The sequence below is a fragment of the Asticcacaulis sp. P2_C5 genome (assembly GCF_056404555.1).
Genome location: NZ_JBFUDU010000013.1, coordinates 43,820 through 61,785, shown reverse-complemented (window position 1 = coordinate 61,785; position 17,966 = coordinate 43,820). Strand labels below are relative to the sequence as shown.

Sequence of the window (17,966 nt, the reverse complement as noted above, 5' to 3'; positions counted from 1 at the left end):
GGGGCTTTCGCGGATACAGCGGCCAGGCCAAGGATCGTCGATTTGCCAACGCCATTTCTACCGCAAATGACTGTAAGCGGGTACGGGAAGGGAATAGCCAAGGCACGAATACCTCTCAACCCTGGGCCGCCTTCAATTCGTATCTGACGGAGAAAAGGCCTGGGGAATTGAGCGGGGAGATTATCCCAGAATCGAGCGAGCCGATTCTCAACATGGCTGAGCCTACGGCCGGGCATCATTTTCCCCTATTACCTGATCCACCTCAGCTTCGCGTTCCTCCAGGGGAGTCCGCGGCGAAGGTGTTGATTTATTTAATTCCCGCCAACGAGGAAATCCTGGGCAAAATGTTCTGAAGTCACAGCGTTTGCACCAACCGTTTTTTGGGCCTTCGCAAGGAAAAGATTGTTTCTCCAGGCTGGATTTAATTCCTGCAACGGCTTCCCTAACTTCCGTTATTGCGTGCTCTTTCGAAGCCTCAGAGATGTCGACAGATATACGCTCCGTTACGCCGGCCGCAATCAGCTCGGGCTTAGGGGCGTCTGGAATGATCAATTGTGCTGTGGCTACTGATGGGTCGTATGGAAAAGCGTATCGAACTGCGTGAGCGTACAAACGGAGCTGTCGTTCTGCTTGCTCACGTAACTCGTTAAATTGTTCAATCGAAGTTATTCGGTGTGCCTTGAAGTCGACTATGCCGACGGCTTCCCGATGGGGATCGCCACTATCTACATTCGCGCGCTCAAGTAGATCAACAACGCCGGTAATCAGTGCGCCGCTGTCGCGGTCAATAAATTCAAATGGCTTTTCTACAGCGTGTGTGCGTTCCAACGCTGCGGCATTGTTCCGAACATACCGCAACAGAGCTTTTTTGGCAGCGTGTTTGAGTGCTTCGAGCGGCCCTTTTTGAGTGTACCGAAGGTGGAAGCGCCGTTCCACAAGGTCTTCGACTTCTTCCAAGCTAAGGGGTTTGCCTTTACGTGCGCTATCATGGATTTCGGCCAATATATTGTGTAGCTGTTGCCCATAGCCGTATTGTTCGCCAACGCCAGGCCCAAAGCCCATCAATGAGCGCAATTGGTATTCATAGGGGCAACGCCACCAATAGGTTAAGTCTGAAAAGGTCGTCGGCAGCATCTCAGCGTCATCGGGCGGCCTCGGCTCTCCGCGCTCGCGAATGGTAGGGTCAGTTCCATCTCTTCGGACAATGTTGTGTTGTATCTCGTCATAATACTTCGTCGGCTTTTTCCGAGGCCGATTCAAAGACGATATGTTCAAATATTTTGCCGCGCGGGTGAGCGCGACATACCAAAGGCGACGCTCCCCGTCGTCCCCTCCAGCATATTCACTAGGGTCGAATAAGGTCTCGGATAAAAATGTCTCTGGCCCATGATTTCGCCGGCTACTCGGAAAATTGGAACTGGAAATACGAGGAAGAAAGACCACAGGCCATTCGAGACCTTTGGCAGCATGCACAGTCATTATCTGAACAGAGTTGAGGCGGACAACTTCGTCCAAACCACCTTCATCCGCATTGCTAGCAGCCCAGTTTCCCAAGAATAGGCACAGGCCCTTTATATTTGCTGGCGTAATCCATTGATGTACGGCTTCGAATTGCGTAAGCAGCGAACTAAAAGCACCTAAATTAAACAATACATCAGTTGACCACTGTGCTTCTTGGCTACCCAACGCCTGAAGCATTTCCTGAAATATGTCTTGAGGATAAATGCGGCGGGCGAGATGGCCTCGGAGTTCCTTTTTAAGGCTTCTCTTGTCTAATTCCTCTAACTTCGCCGCGACCCATTCGAGAAACCTCGACGCGGAAGCCCCAGGCATGTGAGATGCGCGTAGTCTGTCCACCACCGTTCTGATAAATTCTCTCGTGCCCACGGTTGTGAGAATTTGAAGCTGTCCATCTTCATCAGGTATTGCGAAGTCAGAACGAGCCAGGAGGCAGAAAGCTGCTTGGATCAGCCGGACTTCATCATTATTAAAGAGCCCCCGGGTGCCGCTGACGACGACTGGAATATTATGTTTTCTAAGAACTTGAGCAAAAGTGTTTCCCGCAGATTTAACACTGCGTAAGAGAATCGACATATCCGCATAGTCAATCGGACGTTCAGTTCCGTCTTTCTCGGTAAAAATTACGCCACGAAGCGTGGTAATCCTATCTGCGACCCATTCAGCCTCAGCTTCCTCGCTTGCGAAGGTTGATAATTGAATGTCACCTTCTTGCGCCATGCGCTCAATGATCTGACCTGATAAGGGGTCGCGATATCGCGCGGACATTTCTTTAGAGAGGCGTGTCCCAACTTTGCGTATTGCGTGGTCGGCAATCTCGACAATTGCGTGAGTACAGCGGAAATTTTGACTCATATCTACGCGGCGAACGTTTGGATATCGCTGCTCGAATGTCAGAATATTTTTAACACTTGCGCCGCGAAACCCGTACAGCGCTTGGTCGTCGTCACCGACTGCGGTAATGTTAACCGCTTTGCCACCGTCAGACAGTAGGCGTATTAGTTCCTCCTGCCTGTCATCGACGTCTTGATATTCGTCGACAACGATATTCGTAAATTTTTGCCGTTGTTCGCGCAGATCATCTGGGCTTTCACGAAGCCTAGTAATTAGCTGATCAATAATCTTGTTGAAGTCGAAAAAGTAATTTGGAGTGTCGTAGGCCAATACTTCATATCGTCGTACTGCATCAGCAAGCCGTCCATCTTCAATCTGGTCTGCTAAAATACTCTTTTGGTGCATTACGTTGAGAGTTGAGGTGAAGCGCCGCACCGTTTCCCAATAGGTTCCAGTTCGGGTTTCTGAGCGTAGCCGATCTAGTCCGAGGCCTCGCCCTGAATCTTCCCATCGTGTAAAGTTTGTCGAGATAAGTGCGGCCTGGCGTACCTCGTCCATAACCTCCCAATTTCGGTATTGAGGTGACAATTCCTTGAGCAATCGAAGGCAAAAGGAATGGATGGTGCCGACATACATGTCGCCTAGAGAAGGTTCCTCGGGAACGATCTCTTCAAGATGCTTGCGGATGCGAGCTTTCAATTCTGAAGCAGCGTGTTCAGTAAAAGTGAATGCAACTATTGAATCTTTGCTAGCCCCTTCGCTAATTATGCGAGCAATGCGCCTTGATATTGTTTCTGTCTTACCGCTACCTGCACAAGCCACGATAAGAAGGTTGCCGCCATTATAATCTATGGCTGCTTGCTGTTCTGCTGTAGGAGTTACCAATTGGCGCTCCTCCGCAGTGTTTGTCTGAAAATCGGCGCAAGTGCTTCCACAAGCTTCATGGGTACGGCATTGCCGATTTGCGTTTGGATGTCGGAGCTATTGCCTGCAAACCTATAATCTGCAGGAAAAGTCTGAAGTAGGGCGGCTTCCCGGGCCGTGATCGCGCGATCGTCTCTTGGGTGGGCGAAACGTCCCCGGGTTATATCCGTGCAGCCGGTCGTTAATGTGGGCGCAACATCTTCCCATTTCATCCGGCCATAAACATCGGAAAACTTGAGTTCACTTAGATTGATATGACACCGAAGTTGAAGCTCTAACGGCAGTGAAGAGCGACTGCCGCCGTTTTTCGGTATTGCGGCAAGTCTTTTCAGCGCTATCTCGTTATGCTTTCGCGCAACATGCAACTTATCTAGGGGGTCTTTTTCACCGGCTTGAAGTTTCGGCAGATGGCCTATCGCTTCTTTCACACTGACCCGCTTGCCCTTGGGAGAAATAGGGGCAGGCAATTCTGGCGGTTCTGCTTCTCGGGTAGCAATCATGATACATCGAACGCGTCGTTGAGGCACTCCGTAGTCGGCGGCATCCACACGCTGCGGTGCGCTTAACGTGTAGTCTTTTCCAAGCGAGCGCTTTAATTTCGATAAGAGATCAGATTGAGAAGCAAGACCGGGAACATTTTCGAAAAATATGAGCTTTGGGCGTAACACTTTGGCAAAGCGGCCGGCTTGAAGGATGAGGGTTGATCGTTCGTCAAATCCCTTTTTCTTATTTTGGCTACTAAAAGGTTGGCAGGGCGCACAGACAATGAGTAGATCCAAATCTTGACCATTTAGTTCATGGTCACGAATTTGGCGAGGGTTCACTTTGGTGATGTCTTTTTCTATCATCCTCGTTCGAGGATGATTTAACCGGTATGTTTCGCAGGCCACTTTGTCGCTATCGATGGCTGCGACAACTTTAAAGCGGCTACGTTTCAATGCAGCGGTTACCGCCCCCGACCCACTGAAGAGGTCGACGGCTGTTGGCCACTTCCTATTTTTCGAAGCTGCATTTTTTGTGTTCATTGATTCGTGCGCATTTTTTCAGCAGCATAGCAGTTTTTGACTTTAACTTGTCAATTTTCGGTGTACCCGGCAGGATCGCTTTTGCGGACTGCTGTCGAAGTTAAGATTTTGTATTTATAGGGCTGCTGACGTGTGTGGTGGGTTGCAGGCCGTGACAAAACGTGGGAAGCGCTGAGGGAAATCCGCGGTGGCTTCACCAACATGCCGAAAGGTATAAGCGTGCAACGCGAACCCAATGGTCAACTGCGCCCAACAGATGCGTATCCCATCATTCGCGCTGATCCCGCCGGAGGATATGAAGTCATCGACGCCCGCTGGTGGGTGGTTCCGTATTATCAACCTGTTGCGCGGCGGGCGGGTGATCATTCACACGAGCGCGGGCGACCTCATGAAGGCCGGATCAGCGGCGTACTGTGCCTTGACCAGATCGAACGGGCGTTCGAGGCCGATGACATAACCGTTCTCGGTTATATCATGGCGGCACAATTAGATGCGGTCCAGGTAGATACGTCGCGTGAGGAGCCGGCGCTCGTCGCTGCGGAATAGGGCGTGAATTTGCGTCGGCAAATTTACAGAACGTCTGACGAGGGACGAATGCCGAAGGTGTCGGGGGCTACCGCCCTTGACGCGCGATTGAACGGGCAAGAACCGTTCTAACTGGCGCAAACATCGACCCTGATCCTAGCTTTGGCGGCGAACGGGAGTTCGGCTGTCATTGCGGGAGGGAATGGGGAAGGTGCGCGCGACAGATGCGGAAAAGGATTTTCAACGGAACAGAGGCACGGCGTTCCTTGAACAAGATGTGCGGTAATACCGCCCAGACATCTTGCGACCTAAAATCTATCAGCTTTTCCACAGATTCCGGCCATCATGAACCGTGTCATCTGCACCCCTTAATCCCGCTCAACATCCGTATAGACCTTCTCAAAATACACATCGAACCAACGCAACCAGCTCGCCTTAATGCACTGCCCAAATAGCACCATTAAAGTCACCAGCTTCCATATTTAGTTAAGGTACACGCTCCCGATTGACAGTTGACCGCTCATCACCGTACAGAAGTTTCCAGCCGCCAACGCCGAAATTATTTTCAACGGATTCTCGGTAATAGTAATAGGCTTTCTCTTCATGCTTGTTGCGAATTATAAACTGCGGTCGCGGTCCGGCTGCCTCATTGTTGATCCGGGGAGATAGGACTAGATAGCCTCTTTCCAAATCGTCGGGATCGACCAACGAGATCGTTACGGGCGTAAAATATGCGCCGTAAATGCCAAGCTTCCCCAGGGACGTTCCATGGGCCTTTTTTAGGTCGGCATACAATTCCGACCAATATTCAAAAACATTCCAGCATTTCTCTCCGTGCTCAATAAATTGTTCCTCAGCACGCATATAAATTCCCCAGACCTCAAAGGTATCCGGGACCGTGATATCCTTTTTGTTGGGTGGTTTGACATGCTGCTTCATACAAACGATCTGGATGTCTACGCCCCTGATCAAGGCGGCCTTGACCATGGGCCAAAACTTTTCATGCCCGCCTCTGGGATCAACTGTCATGAAATAGTGATTTTGCGCTACCAAGACCAGACGAGTTTGCGCTGTGCGCAGCAGTTCAGCTAGTTCAAAGGGGGAGGAGTTCTGATCGGACATCAAAAGCGGCCGACCGTAGCATTTTCCCCACTTACCGTTGTCCGACGTCACGCTACGCTGACGGAAATGATCTTGTACTTCTGCAATTGCTTTCAACAAGTCGGGGAGTCGCGCTTCACTTTCCTTCCGGTTTTCATCGTCTTCTGCCCCGATTTTCCTATCTTTTTCCGCGTCGGAGGCGGGAAAAAACGTCCCAATCCATTCAGATAATAGCTCCGGTGAAAATTCATCAAACTGCCTCTCTTTAAGGGGCATGGTGATGACGGCCATAGGCGCATCGAGTAATAGTACGGTAACATCATCGGCCTTCGCATCAAGTGTAGCATATTCAAAAGTTGCGTAAGGGCTGTCAGGAAAATCCTGAGTAAAAATAACTAGTCCTTTGGACGATGTGGCCAGCCCATCCTTTAGCGCCGTGCGCCAAATTTGATTGTTGGCGATGTTTCGAGAAGATAGAAATATATTTAATGGCTTCGGCAATTTATCAAAGTGGTCTTTAATCTTTTCAGCAACGGCAAGTCCGTATGCGCCCGTCCAACAGATGAAGCCCTTAAATGGTTTAAATTCGCTCGAATGTTCTTCTTCATAACCATATTCAGTAAGTATCTCATTGAGATGTTGCGGATAATGTGTGTGCAGAAACTCCACAAATGCAAGCGTGTGCTCCGGGTACCGCCCTGCTATTACTTGTGTTAGGGTGTCTTTAATCTTCTCCCTTTCTGTTCCATCGGGTACTTTTGGGTGAAGGCCATACCCTACGAAAATGGGTATGACCTTAGCTTGTATATTTAGATAGAGCGTGCGGCCGGAGCCCCCATCTATTTTTTTAATTTTTTCTCCAAACTTTTGGAGCGGATTTAGCCCGTTTTCTTTGGGCCACGAAGCCGACGATTTGCGCAAAAAATTGCGAACATCCAAAAGGTCCATTGTAGCGCCTCCCTGCAACCAGAGAGATGTTTACCATACTCTTTGAGAATGTGAAGTTGAGTTTAGGTGGGCTTCTCAACGCGAACACATGCTCATTAGGTAGGACCTTCTGGTTGAGCCGTCGGAGCGCTGGACTGGCTGATGGGTTGGCCGTTCAAGAAATATTCGACGCCGATAATTTCTCCGCTTTGCCCGTCCCTCTCGATAACGGCTGGTTGGTCTGCACCGCGGTGACGAACTCCATTCAAGAAAAATTCTTCAAGTACGGCAATGCCGCTATCGGGATCGTAATCGACGTAAGCAGGGCCATCCAGCCGATGATATTTGCCCATTACTTTATATTGTTCTAGAAGTATTTTTCCATTTTCTGTCCTTTGAGTGAAGGATGGTCCACCTAATCGGTGCTCAACGCCTCCTTCCATCCAATGCTCAAGAATGTTCGCTTTAGTTTTATTGTCTGTAACTATAACGGCGGGTCCGTAAACGTTTGAAAGCTTTCCATTTATATAATGTTCTGTTGTTGTTTGGCTTGGTGTTATTTCAACACGGGCTGGCCCAAGTTTATTGTTAAGCTGACCACGAGTGTACCACTCCTCAAGGATTGAGTTGCCGTCTAATATTTCTATAACCGCCGGCTTGTAACGTCTATGAAGCATATCAAATACAGACCATTCTTCGCGATCTACACCGGCTGCGTTGCTAAAAATCTTTACGGTATACGTCTCAAGTAACTCCATTACTTAATTTGTACTTAAGTGGCATGGATTGTCAAACATTGCGGCCTCAGTCACGGGGCTAATCGGGCCGATGCCATCTAATAAAAGGGCGCGGCATTACATAGTTTCACATGCAACAACATACTTTATGTTATTGTTATAATTAGATAAAATGTCTAATTTTGGCTTGGGACGCCTCATTCCCAACTTCAACGAAATTAGCAGGAGGTGCGAAATGCACGATTCTGAAAGCGCTATCCCTTGCCCTGAACCCGGGGCCGCCGCCGTATTTGGTGGCTGCCCGGGCAGGCCCTCGGATGAAGCACCGATTGGGTTGGGTTCGTTTCAGTGTTCCCACGTCCAATGCCCAGTACTCGCCCGGCTCCGTCCGGCGCAGCGCAAATTTGCTCCAAGTACATCAGGTCAGGTTGCAGCCGCACGTTCCGCCGAAATCATCGATATCGCTCTCCATAGAGTTTTGCTGAAAGGCCCAAGAGCATGATCCAGTCACCCACGAAATGCCAAACCTGCATCTACGCATATTGCCAGTGCTTCGATGCCGCGAACGACAACTATCCCGGTCCTCGTGTCGTTGTCCCCTATGGCCATGAGGTTTCACTGCCCGAACTCGTTCAGGCGACCTCTCAGGCTTTAGAAGAGCGTAATATCCCGCGCCGCCGCATCTACAATTATGTGGCGGATGTCATCGGTGCCTTCGAGAAAAGGGGCGGAAAACTCGTCTTCCGGAATGGCGCTGAATATGACTTGGGGCGGCTGCCGGATTACGACATTGCCTTCGGCGATGACGAAGATGCGAGCTGGGTGCGCGACTATCTTGAATATGCGCATCGCCTGCCAGAACACAGCCGCCTTGTGACCTTCTATCGGACCCGTCTGATCGGCACGACGCTGCTGATCGATCGTCCGGACATCGCCGATAAGTACGATCTGTCGTGGGGCCGCCACGCCGCCTAAAAACAATTCGGCAAATATAGTGAGGGGCGCTCAAACGAGCGCCCCTTGTCTATCATCGGACTTGGCCTTGATCTCGCGCATGACCAGATGGCCTTGCAGCGGGATGGCGGTGCATTCGATGTTGTAGCCCTTGCCGTCCTTGTTCGGCCACGCTGCGCCGAGTTCGCGCCAGATAGCTTTATCGCCTTCGCCCGTGACGATGTAGATGCGGTGGGTTGGCTTGTTGCCCTTGCTGGTGTTTTCTTTGGTCATTGTCTTTCTCCTTTTCGGAGCCGCGAACCATTTCACGGCTTGATGGGGAGAAACCGGAGACGGCCCAGCAGACCGGCTATCAAACCCCGTCAGCCCGCTTGCCGGGGGCGGAGCTGCACAAGCCCAGAGTTTTCGGGGCGCGGAAGCGAGCCGGGTTGATTGCCGGTCGGGCCGTCGCACGATCCCCTTCATGCTTGCCGTGGAATAAAGACGCGGGTCACCCGGAGAAAGCTGACCGCCGGAATACATGCGAGCGGCAAAGCCGCGTTCCTCCTCGCCCTGGGCGTCGAGGTAGATTTGCGTGGTCTCTAGGCTGGCATGTCCCATCCAGCGCTGAATGACACCGGGCGGGATCGCTTCACCGGCAGCTCGCATGCCAAACCCATGACGCAGGCCGCGCGGGCAAGCCTGCGGCCCATCGATGCCCGACATGTCCATAGCGGCTTTGATGATGCGCCACGCGGTGGTGCGGCTGAAAGTCCAAAGCCGTCCATCATCACGCGCCGGCAGAGCCAACAACATGTCGCGCACGAAAGGCGGAATCGGAATGATCCGGAACACTTCGCTGCGACGCTTCAATGTCCTGACGACGATAGTACAGGCTTCGAGGTTGATCTGCGGCCGCGTCAGCGTCAGAGCCTCGCTGATCCGGCAACCGGAGTGGGCGACGAGGTAGCAGAACGCCCTCCGCTCCGGCGCTAGACGGTCGGCGCTGGCGAGAAATCCGTCGCGCTCGCTGGTGGTGACGTATTTGCGGTGGCCCGCGCCCGTGAAAACCTGCCACGAGGCGGCATTGGCAAAGGACATGGACGCGCTCCTTCACGCTGGAACAATTCTAACAATAGGGTTGCAGAAATTCTTTTCTCGACTTGCTGATTTGCAACAATTTCAAAGCCAACCAAGTCGCAGACAAAATATGAACAAATAGAATCGGATAGTAGTTCCAGCATTCAATGCATCAAAATTGTTAGTACTGTTTCACAGTGTCAAAATCTCCCACCTCAAAGGGAGATTGTTCATGACAAATTCTCGCAACATTCGTCGTGCTCTCATCGTTGCGCTGATATCAATCGCGCTATCATCGGTCGGCGTAGCCGCCAAGGCGCCACCAACAAGTCACTTCGTGGTGAAAGATTCACGCGACATCGAGGAAAATTCAGTGCGCTTCGCGGCGGCGCAAATCGGTGCCGATCATCAAGCCGTGGTCCTGCTTGGAGGGGACAAGGCGGTCTGGCCGAAGATCAAAGGCGGCGTCGAAGACGCCGAGGCTAAGGGGTGTCGCGTGGTCGCCATACTGGTTGGCCCCGTCAACGCACGTCCCGCCTTGGAAATCTATGCCAAAGGGGTCTACGTCACCAATCCCATAAATCCCTACACCATTACCCAAGCTGCGCTCACCAACCTGATTTGCGATGTCGACCGGAAATATTATCGTTAGGTGCTTATGACTTCATCCCAATAGGTGCAGGTAGCTTGGTATCTTCCCAATCCAATTCGTCATTGGTCGAGACAAAATTCTCCTTATCAGTAGCTGCCTGCTGATTGTATTCCTCGCTTTTGGCGCTGACGCCGACCGCATCTGCTGCGATTAGCTTCCTGCCTTCATCGTCAGTTTCAAATGCCGCGCCGCCCAAGGCTCGCACTCCGGCAACGGTCTGAGCATGTTGGAGGGCGCTGTATTTGGCTTCCTCGGTGTCGGCTTGGCTGATATCAGCCAAAGCATCGGCTATATCACCGCGCCGTTTGGCAACTCGTCCTCTCCGCGCCAGCAAATCATTCCACTCGCTATCCAGCCCGCCATCCTCGCGGCTCAATTCTTCCCGGCGCTGACGAATGATTTCCGCCCAATCGTCATTGTCGTGAGCGCTATCGGGATCGATTCCAGCTTTGCGCAGCAAAGCGGCATGTGCAGGGTTATTGGGATCGAGCTTGCCGCTCGCCACCAGGTCGTCAATGTCCTGTAGCGCGTCCATGCTCTCGCCAATGGCGGCGCAGCGCTCCACGATCTCGGCCATGCGGGCATCGATGGCGGCAAGTTCCGCGTCCAGTGCGGCAAGGCGTGCCGCAAGGTCGGCCCGCGCCTGAGACAGCGCGAGGTCTACGCTCTGTTCTTCCTGCTGCCGATGTTCATGCTGTGCAAACCTCGCATTGCGAAGCGCGGCCTGTGAACCTGTCAGGATGAAGCTGGGGCCGGATGTGTCGCCATTGCTGGCGAAAGCCATACCTAGATTGTGAATGTCGAGTTTTTGACTGCCCTGCAGGGCAGTCGATTCACTACGTGAATCGACTGAAAAGATACCTGAAAGCTTGCCGCCCGCCTCTAGCGGCGGCGGATACAGGGCCGCGATAATGGCCTTTAAATCCTTGCCGTCGGTGTCAAATGGCACGTCCCCTCACATGGGCGAGGGTCAAACTCTCTCGCCCATAAACAGTGTAAAATAATACCTCTAATTATTGGTTAACAAATGCTTACCGGCGAGAATCCCCCGGATCATGGCAAGGGCGAGAATAGACTAGCGATATCGTCAACCTGATCCGAGGAATTCCCATGACCACGAATTCAAAATCTGAAAATGACAAGCATTGGTACGACAATCCACTGACGGCGCTAGGCGCGGTGCTCGGCCTGATCGTCGCGTTCCTCCTGACACCGTTGGCCTTTGAATCCAGTGCGTCATGGGTGAGACGGTACACGATAGAACACTACTGGGATTGGTTGGCATATCCGGCGCAATGGATGTGGTTTCTGGTCGTTGGCGCGGGGCTGTTCTTCGCTACAGTCACAATCGTGAAGGTGACGCCTCGCGTTGTCGCTTTTGCCGCGATGCTGTGGAAGATGCGGCGCTTCTGATACCCACCATTACCAAGATAAAGGCAGGGCGGTCCGAAAGGGCCGCCCTTTATCGTTCCAGATCATGGCCGGGGCTGCGACCAGTATCCGGCATGCCGCCTCGATCCTGTGCAGGGCGGCTTTGCGTCTTCTGCTTGAAAGCCGCTTGCCGGTCGCCGCTATCAGGCCGTAGGGCCGGAGGTGTAGAGGTCGGGCGCGATTGCTCCGCCATACGCTTGAAAGCCTGCTGCGGCGTTTCCTGTCCGCGCACGGTCATAAGCTCGCGGAAGATTTCGGCCTGACGTGCGAAGTGCCGCTCCCGGCAGGCAACGATTTCTTTTTCCAGTTCCCGGCGGTCCTGGCGCTGCGCCTCGATCAGTTCCTGACGCTGGGTGCGAGAGCGTTTCAAGGCTTCCCATGCCTCGGCTTGGTTCTGCTCGATGATCTTCGCCGCTTTGCCGGAGAGCTTTTGCCACAAACCGGAGACGCCCGATTGCAGACGGTCGGCACGATCCTGATTTTCTTGGCGCTCACGGGCCGCCAATCCAGTCTCAAGACGGTCCCTTTGAAGGCGATGGGCTGTCGTCATAGCAAGACGCTTTTCATCAAGCGGCGTCATCTCGCGCATTTTTTCCTGCCGCACCGCGTCCAGGTGACCTTGCAGCATGGGCGCTATGGTATCGCGAATGTGAGTACGGGTTTCCTCGATGCTACGCAGGTCGCTACCATCGCCCAGACGGTCACGCACTTCCTTGACTTTGCGCCCGAGCAAGCGGGACAGCGCATGGACTTCGCCGCCATAGGAAAGGGCTACGTTGTCGCGTCTATCGCCCTTCGCGACAAACAAACCCCGCGCCGCCATGGCGGAAATAAAATCGTCTTTGTCTTTGGAGATGGCCCATGACTCCATAGCGGCCATGCTCATATACCTACGGTCCAAACCCTCGCGCTGTGCCTGTTTAAATTCAGCGAAGGTGAAATTGCGTGGATCGCGCTGGCGCTTGTCGATAAACCCAGCAGGAAGGTCAAAACCGTTTTCTAAAAATAGTTCTTTGGAAACGGCGTTGAGTTTGTTTTTCCAATGGGGGAGCGGCTTGACGGTAAGGGACATGGGGTCGATCCTCGACACCACAAGGTGCATGTGCCTGCGGCCGCCGTTCTCATGGAACAGGGCAACGTGTGGCGCACCAGAGAGACCTACGCTATCTTTTATACGTGTGATGGCATTTTCGTATACCTCGACGCCGACGGTTTCATGTGGTGGGGGACTGAGGGACAGCGAGAACAAATATTGTTTGGATTTGACGCCCGCCTTGGCGATGGCTTCGGTTTCTCGCATCGCGCCCATGACATCGTTGGCTAGGAAGCCATCAACCGATAAAACCTCGACATGCTCATTCCTTGAGGTCAATAGATACCGGCCAAGAGCAACGGCATCGCCACGGGCCTTCCCCTTGATGATCAAATTTCACCGCCTTTGCGGTCGATGATCGCCCTTATAGCTTTGCTGATGTCGGTAATTTCTCGGCACGCCTCCTGTAGGAATGCGTCTGTCTCAGGGAGGCATTGCAAGCAGCCTTGGTTTGCTGCCTTTGCCAGTTGGTTGATATTCTGCGGCAGGCGAGACGCGCCGATGGCGGCAAGCACCTTAGCCAACAGGACAAGCACCTCGTCCTGTGTTTGGCCCGACTTCGCCGGGGCGGCAGGTTGGCTGAGGCGGTAATTAATGTAGGCACCGACTGACATATTCAGTCGGGTTGCGTCACGTTTGATCCGGGCGGAAACCTTGCGCGTTGGCCGAAACCCTAACGGGCCGGGGCGCTTTGGTTTCTGTTCGGTCATGAGGTTCCATAAAAATGAAAAAAGGCGCATTGTCCTTGCCTGGTTGGCAGGAACAATGCGCCTCGATTGGCGATAATATGGGGGATTAGGTGATTAAGGCTCTGGCGGCTCTAGCGGTGGTGACGCTGACCTTTCAGGCTTTTCCGCTAGGGACGTATCCTTTAGGATTTCCGTCCAGTCCTTGAGTGTGTTGAATATTTGTTCTAGGTTTATCCGCGTGGGGGCACCACTTCGGAATTGGTTATAGCCGATATGGTTCAACTCCGTGTAGGGAGCCTGAACGGGCGCTAGTTCTAAATTTCGCTGGTTGATCGGCACCTATTTCGAGCCTCGCCATGCAAATCCGACCCGTCACAATAGGATGAGCGGTTCTAAGGATTTTTATGTTATTTGAATTTGAGTTACGTCCAATTGAAGCAATACCCCCCTGGGGAACACCATCCAATCTTTCACTTAGTTGGTTTGGCTTAACCGATGGTTTTTATCGCTTAAAGATGGGCGATCAATATCTGCTCAATTATACAAATGAAATAATAGGGCATTGGAAACACCAATATCCCGAATTAAACTTCTTACCTAAACCTACATGGGTCGATTATCAGGTAGTTCGCCTTTGGGAAGATATCCTAGATATGCTGCCTTATATTTTGGAACCTCTCCCCAATGAATTAATCGCCATTTTAGAAAAAAACGATAGCGATACTGAAAAATGGAAAGATAAGCTTGCTTCTTGCCTTAAGAATGAAGATGCATTTTGGAACGCTACCGCTTGGATAGACCAAAGACATTTAGATAGTGCGTACTTAAGCCATGGCGCATATATAAGGATGTGGATGGCAAATGATGAAGTATGTATTAAGTGGGACAACAAGGCTTGCGTAGTAGAAGGCATTCCGGTTTGGAGCGCACAACAAGGTATATGTCGCATGCCTGCTGCTATCTTCTTGCAGGAAGTTCATTCGTTTCATGAGCGATTAATGAACGCAATGGAAGAGCGCATTGCGACAATATTAGAGAACAAAGGAATTAATTCAGTATATATTGATTTGAAACACCTTTCAGAAGAACAGGAAGATCGTAAGCAATGGCTTGGTAACGCTTTGGCCAAACCGCGCTCAGGCCAAGAGCTTGAGGCGGCTTTAAAAATACTTTCGGTAAACAATTTCGGTATCGATTAAAAGCTTTCCTCATTCATGAAAGTATTCAATAATTCCAGTAATTTCGCGGACAGGATGTCATTTACGCTATTATTCCGAATGGCTTGGCCAAAATTACGCATCCTATTCTGCAATTGATATCCTGTCACCGAAACTGCTGTCACGCCCTTCATCAAGTCGCGAATGGTTCGCGGCGGAAAAGGAGAAAAGACCATGACCGCAAAATTATCCAAAACCAACAAGCCCACGCACAGACTCTATCAAGTCACCGGCGAAGGCGACGACGCCATCTGGACGCCCATCGCTGCCGCCTAGCCGCATAAAGGCCGCAAGGGCTTCACGATCCCGGTCCCGTTCATCTGCCGCGTCGTGATGCGCCAGATACCAGAAGACAACACCGAAGAAACCGGGAGGCTCGCATGAGCCTCCCCTACCTCTTGGCGATGTTCAAATGTTTCGGTTGTGATAATGTCCATTAATGACTGGTATGAAGCCGACATTGAGTGATAAACTTGATCGCATCAATCAGTGCCGCGCAGCTTATGGTTTTCTCTTCGAAGATGTTCCACGTAGCCTGCTTCACGCTTACGTCGGCTGCCTTACAATTGGAGCAGCCTGCCAAGCGGCGCTTATCTACCTTCATGGCGACTTGGAGATTCGGCGCGCTATTAATCGTCGCCTTGCCAGAATTGGCGGCGACGGTGAAAATTACCTGTCGCTTGACGGCCTGGCGCAACAACTGATTGCTCGGACTGAATACACTGTTGATCGAGTCCGCGCCGACGCTTTGCTGAACCACATATACCACATGCTTTCGCCTCCGACTCGAAATGAGGTGCTTTCGATGTGGCGCGTAAGAGGGACAAAAAGCGCACTTGCAAGGTGGTTGAAAGCCATCGCTAAGGACGATTTTCTATTCTCTCCTGAAGCGATAATGGACGTTTGGCGGGAAACTGGTGATGCACAGGCCGCCAAGGTCATCGCATATCAGGCGCCGCCGGAGTTTGTTGAGGCTGTCTTCGCCGAACTTGTAAATGGATGTTCCGAAGGTTGGATCGTCAAGCAGGCCGGGTGTCGATCAAATGAAATTGAGAGCAACACCCTCTCAATTATCAGAGAAAAATTTCCCGCGACCTACCTCTACATACATTTTTTCAAAGGCTGGAAACTTTCCACAGCGGAAGCGCTCGATCTAGTCGAGAAATGCGAGACGGACGTCATACACAGCCCAAAGGGCTTAGCCATCTGGTGCGTCGGTCAAATGGGATTGTGGGATACGCTTGAACGGTTGCGGAACGATTTCATTACGGAGACTCGAGGTGGATAAGAGAGACAAGGCGGCTTTGGAGCAAATGGAAATCGCTGCAATGGACAATCCGTACTGGCACAAAAACGACAAGCCGCATGTAGTCGAAAAATCCGAGATCGAGGCTCTATGTCTGGAATTTGCTCACATTATATACGCCAGTCACGGGGTCTCCAGCCAATTTCAAGCCGATGGCGACGGCGAAGAGGCCGCTCTGGATCGCGTGGCGCGTCTTCACCATGCGCGGGCGGAACCGATGCTTTCTCGCGCGTTATTGCGCCTTGCCGTCTTGGTAAGAACCTTTGACGACCAGATGCAAGACGGCGACGATGACGGTGCATACGTCGCGCATCGAAATACTATCGATGCGGAAGGACCGTTTGGAGCTGTGCATGACGGAGGGCAGATTGACCTTAGTCTGCGGGAATCTTGCAACAAGATAATTCATGCAGCGGACTTCCGACCTGTTTACGACGACAACGACGACGAACCTCGGACTTGGTTCATGGACAGCACAATCGAACTGCGCGGTCGGCGTGGAAAGCAGGAGTGGAATGTCGTCATTTATACCTTCGAGCTAATAGAAGCTATTTTGACGCTTATTGAATTCACCCGGTCAGAAGCATAAGTCCGGTCAACGGACTGACGCTACGATGAGCGCCCGAGTAGGTGCCTGGCCTGAGCGAGGCTCATGCGCGTATCGGGTAGCGGTGATTTAGAGCAAGCTCAAATTTTCTTAGTCGTCGGAAGAAACGACAACATCAGGCATAGACAATTCTCCTTCGTCGGCATGAGGAATCCATTCTACGCCGGCGGCTGACAGGCGCGCAAAAATGTCGTCCCCAATCTTCCAGCCCTCCGGCATTCTTTGCCTAAGACCTAATCCTCTGTCGGCATATTTGCTCCCGTCGAGATGCTGCTGTTGCGCTTGGGTGATGAGCACGATCTTGGTGTGATCGCGTATGAATTTGGCAATAATTTCATCTGGCTCGTTTCGCTCCAACATCGCGATACACGCTCTAATAATTACAAGTCGTGGAATGACGTGTTCGCGATGCCCTTTGCCTTGGTAGGCGACCGAGCGTCCAACCGTCGCGATCGCATCGGGATAAAATAGGCCATCCAGAAGTCTAGTGTCCGAACCACCCGTTTCCTCCCAGAGTTCGCGTATATGCGTCGCTACTCGCCTTGACGCGCGTTCGCGGCGCTCGTCTATGCTATAAGAGCGACGCGCAGGATTATTTGAAGTCATTTCCATCCCCGTTCTACGTACTTTCTAGCGCGTAAACATATGTCGCAAAGTGCTCCACGTATTAGAAGAGAAAATAACAAACGCTCTCCTCGCCGGCTGGATAACCTGACTTGAGATCGACGTCGATAAAGATCGGCGCAAACAAGCGGGGAACCTCCAGATGGATCGACAGAAATTCCTGGCCGGCGCGGCCGTGCTCGGCGTCAGCTGGAGTCAGCTGGAGTCAGCGAGATTCCGAGGACAGGATCCTTTCCGCGAAGTTAATTCGCTTCTACGCCTTCAAACCCGCCAGGGCATTCTGCGACAGCGCTGCGGCGCGCCTCATGAAGTCGAGCAGCAGCCGCAACTCGTCGTCGCTATAGGCGGCCATCAGGGCATTCATATCGTCCAGAAAACCGGCCATCAGCGGCGCTGCCTCGGCCATGCGGGCCGGGTCGGCGTGGATAATTACCCTTCGGCGGTCGGCCGTGTCGTGTTCGCGGCGGACGAAGCCGCGCTTTTCCAGGCGGTCGATCAGGCTGGTGACCGAACCGCTGGTCAGGCCGACGTGTTCGGCAATCTGGCCGGCGGTCATGGCGCCGTTGCGCAGCAGCAGGTCGTAGGCCTTGCTGTCCGCCGGCCCCAGGCCAAGACGCTCCGACAAGGCTGCATGGAACAGGACCGCCGCCGTGCTGCTGACGCGGCCGGCCGCTGCGACCGCGTCAAGAAGGTCGGCGCGGCTTGACAAGTTAGTTTGATCAGTCATATATTTTGATGTATCA

17 protein-coding genes are annotated in these 17,966 nt (G+C 52.3%); 7 read left to right on the top strand and 10 right to left on the bottom strand.

The genetic code is table 11. The features are described 5' to 3' along the window. Positions 1-222 precede the first annotated feature (222 nt). Positions 223-3,237 carry an ATP-dependent helicase gene (locus AC1DXO_RS20835; RefSeq protein ID WP_476980114.1) on the bottom strand — a complete coding sequence of 1,005 codons (3,015 nt, stop codon included), beginning with the start codon at positions 3,235-3,237 and terminating at the stop codon, positions 223-225. Next, positions 3,231-4,301, bottom strand: coding sequence for a DNA cytosine methyltransferase (locus AC1DXO_RS20830; RefSeq protein WP_476980113.1), 1,071 nt, complete (start codon positions 4,299-4,301; stop codon positions 3,231-3,233). The genes AC1DXO_RS20835 and AC1DXO_RS20830 overlap by 7 nt, the downstream gene beginning before the upstream one ends. A gap of 219 nt (positions 4,302-4,520) precedes the next feature. Between AC1DXO_RS20830 and AC1DXO_RS20825 the strand changes: the two genes are divergently transcribed. Further along, positions 4,521-4,847 (top strand): hypothetical protein, encoded by a 327-nt coding sequence (locus AC1DXO_RS20825; RefSeq protein WP_476980112.1) that lies wholly within the window; start codon positions 4,521-4,523, stop codon positions 4,845-4,847. 465 nt (positions 4,848-5,312) lie between these two features. Here AC1DXO_RS20825 and AC1DXO_RS20820 read toward each other — a convergent pair whose 3' ends face one another. Both AC1DXO_RS20820 and AC1DXO_RS20815 read right to left on the bottom strand, forming a co-directional pair. Further along, positions 5,313-6,875, bottom strand: a complete 1,563-nt coding sequence (locus tag AC1DXO_RS20820; protein ID WP_476980111.1) for a hypothetical protein — start codon at positions 6,873-6,875, stop codon at positions 5,313-5,315. Positions 6,876-6,970: 95 nt separating this feature from the next. Then, positions 6,971-7,612 (bottom strand): hypothetical protein, encoded by a 642-nt coding sequence (locus AC1DXO_RS20815; RefSeq protein WP_476980110.1) that lies wholly within the window; start codon positions 7,610-7,612, stop codon positions 6,971-6,973. 477 nt (positions 7,613-8,089) lie between these two features. Here AC1DXO_RS20815 and AC1DXO_RS20810 point away from each other — a divergent pair, with 477 nt between their 5' ends. Further along, positions 8,090-8,566, top strand: coding sequence for a hypothetical protein (locus AC1DXO_RS20810; protein WP_476980109.1), 477 nt, complete (start codon positions 8,090-8,092; stop codon positions 8,564-8,566). 30 nt (positions 8,567-8,596) lie between these two features. On the opposite strand, the gene AC1DXO_RS20805 is transcribed toward AC1DXO_RS20810, so the two are convergent. Then, positions 8,597-9,625, bottom strand: a complete 1,029-nt coding sequence (locus tag AC1DXO_RS20805) for a tyrosine-type recombinase/integrase (RefSeq protein ID WP_476980108.1) — start codon at positions 9,623-9,625, stop codon at positions 8,597-8,599. Positions 9,626-9,836: 211 nt separating this feature from the next. Between AC1DXO_RS20805 and AC1DXO_RS20800 the strand changes: the two genes are divergently transcribed. After that, positions 9,837-10,256 carry a hypothetical protein gene (locus tag AC1DXO_RS20800; protein WP_476980107.1) on the top strand — a complete coding sequence of 140 codons (420 nt, stop codon included), beginning with the start codon at positions 9,837-9,839 and terminating at the stop codon, positions 10,254-10,256. 4 nt (positions 10,257-10,260) lie between these two features. Here the strand turns inward: AC1DXO_RS20800 and AC1DXO_RS20795 are convergent, their stop codons facing one another. Further along, positions 10,261-11,205, bottom strand: coding sequence for a hypothetical protein (locus AC1DXO_RS20795; protein ID WP_476980106.1), 945 nt, complete (start codon positions 11,203-11,205; stop codon positions 10,261-10,263). 161 nt (positions 11,206-11,366) lie between these two features. Here AC1DXO_RS20795 and AC1DXO_RS20790 point away from each other — a divergent pair, with 161 nt between their 5' ends. Continuing rightward, a complete protein-coding gene (locus AC1DXO_RS20790) occupies positions 11,367-11,669 on the top strand; it encodes a hypothetical protein (protein WP_476980105.1) in 303 nt (100 codons plus the stop codon). A 49-nt stretch (positions 11,670-11,718) separates the two neighbouring features. On the opposite strand, the gene AC1DXO_RS20785 is transcribed toward AC1DXO_RS20790, so the two are convergent. Together AC1DXO_RS20785 and AC1DXO_RS20780 are read right to left on the bottom strand one after the other, a co-directional pair. Continuing rightward, positions 11,719-13,113, bottom strand: coding sequence for a relaxase/mobilization nuclease domain-containing protein (locus AC1DXO_RS20785; protein ID WP_476980104.1), 1,395 nt, complete (start codon positions 13,111-13,113; stop codon positions 11,719-11,721). Beyond that, positions 13,110-13,520, bottom strand: a complete 411-nt coding sequence (locus tag AC1DXO_RS20780) for a hypothetical protein (protein WP_476980103.1) — start codon at positions 13,518-13,520, stop codon at positions 13,110-13,112. The genes AC1DXO_RS20785 and AC1DXO_RS20780 overlap by 4 nt, the downstream gene beginning before the upstream one ends. A 353-nt stretch (positions 13,521-13,873) precedes the next feature. Here AC1DXO_RS20780 and AC1DXO_RS20775 point away from each other — a divergent pair, with 353 nt between their 5' ends. From AC1DXO_RS20775 to AC1DXO_RS20765, 3 genes are all read left to right on the top strand, one after another. Continuing rightward, the gene (locus tag AC1DXO_RS20775) at positions 13,874-14,668 is read left to right on the top strand and encodes a DUF5984 family protein (protein ID WP_476980102.1); all 795 of its coding nucleotides are present in this window, start codon (positions 13,874-13,876) and stop codon (positions 14,666-14,668) included. Positions 14,669-15,146: 478 nt separating this feature from the next. Continuing rightward, positions 15,147-15,974: a hypothetical protein gene (locus AC1DXO_RS20770; protein ID WP_476980101.1), complete on the top strand. Its 828-nt coding sequence runs from the start codon at positions 15,147-15,149 to the stop codon at positions 15,972-15,974. Next, positions 15,967-16,581, top strand: a complete 615-nt coding sequence (locus tag AC1DXO_RS20765) for a hypothetical protein (RefSeq protein ID WP_476980100.1) — start codon at positions 15,967-15,969, stop codon at positions 16,579-16,581. The genes AC1DXO_RS20770 and AC1DXO_RS20765 overlap by 8 nt, the downstream gene beginning before the upstream one ends. Before the next feature lie 108 nt (positions 16,582-16,689). On the opposite strand, the gene AC1DXO_RS20760 is transcribed toward AC1DXO_RS20765, so the two are convergent. Then, complete coding sequence (locus AC1DXO_RS20760) at positions 16,690-17,205, bottom strand: hypothetical protein (RefSeq protein WP_476980099.1); 516 nt, start codon at positions 17,203-17,205, stop codon at positions 16,690-16,692. Positions 17,206-17,476: 271 nt separating this feature from the next. Continuing rightward, on the bottom strand, positions 17,477-17,950 hold the full coding sequence (locus AC1DXO_RS20755; protein WP_476980098.1) for a MarR family winged helix-turn-helix transcriptional regulator: 474 nt from the start codon (positions 17,948-17,950) through the stop codon (positions 17,477-17,479). Positions 17,951-17,966: the final 16 nt, after the last annotated feature.

Bases quoted from the DNA above. Each gene is read 5' to 3' on its own strand.
- AC1DXO_RS20810 (WP_476980109.1), top strand. From the start codon at position 8,090: ATGATCCAGTCACCCACGAAATGCCAAACCTGCATCTACGCATATTGC.
- AC1DXO_RS20780 (WP_476980103.1), bottom strand. From the start codon at position 13,520: ATGCGCCTTTTTTCATTTTTATGGAACCTCATGACCGAACAGAAACCA.
- AC1DXO_RS20815 (WP_476980110.1), bottom strand. From the start codon at position 7,612: ATGGAGTTACTTGAGACGTATACCGTAAAGATTTTTAGCAACGCAGCC.
- AC1DXO_RS20820 (WP_476980111.1), bottom strand. From the start codon at position 6,875: ATGGACCTTTTGGATGTTCGCAATTTTTTGCGCAAATCGTCGGCTTCG.
- AC1DXO_RS20760 (WP_476980099.1), bottom strand. From the start codon at position 17,205: ATGACTTCAAATAATCCTGCGCGTCGCTCTTATAGCATAGACGAGCGC.
- AC1DXO_RS20805 (WP_476980108.1), bottom strand. From the start codon at position 9,625: ATGTCCTTTGCCAATGCCGCCTCGTGGCAGGTTTTCACGGGCGCGGGC.
- AC1DXO_RS20800 (WP_476980107.1), top strand. From the start codon at position 9,837: ATGACAAATTCTCGCAACATTCGTCGTGCTCTCATCGTTGCGCTGATA.
- AC1DXO_RS20830 (WP_476980113.1), bottom strand. From the start codon at position 4,301: ATGAACACAAAAAATGCAGCTTCGAAAAATAGGAAGTGGCCAACAGCC.
- AC1DXO_RS20790 (WP_476980105.1), top strand. From the start codon at position 11,367: ATGACCACGAATTCAAAATCTGAAAATGACAAGCATTGGTACGACAAT.
- AC1DXO_RS20755 (WP_476980098.1), bottom strand. From the start codon at position 17,950: ATGACTGATCAAACTAACTTGTCAAGCCGCGCCGACCTTCTTGACGCG.
- AC1DXO_RS20775 (WP_476980102.1), top strand. From the start codon at position 13,874: ATGTTATTTGAATTTGAGTTACGTCCAATTGAAGCAATACCCCCCTGG.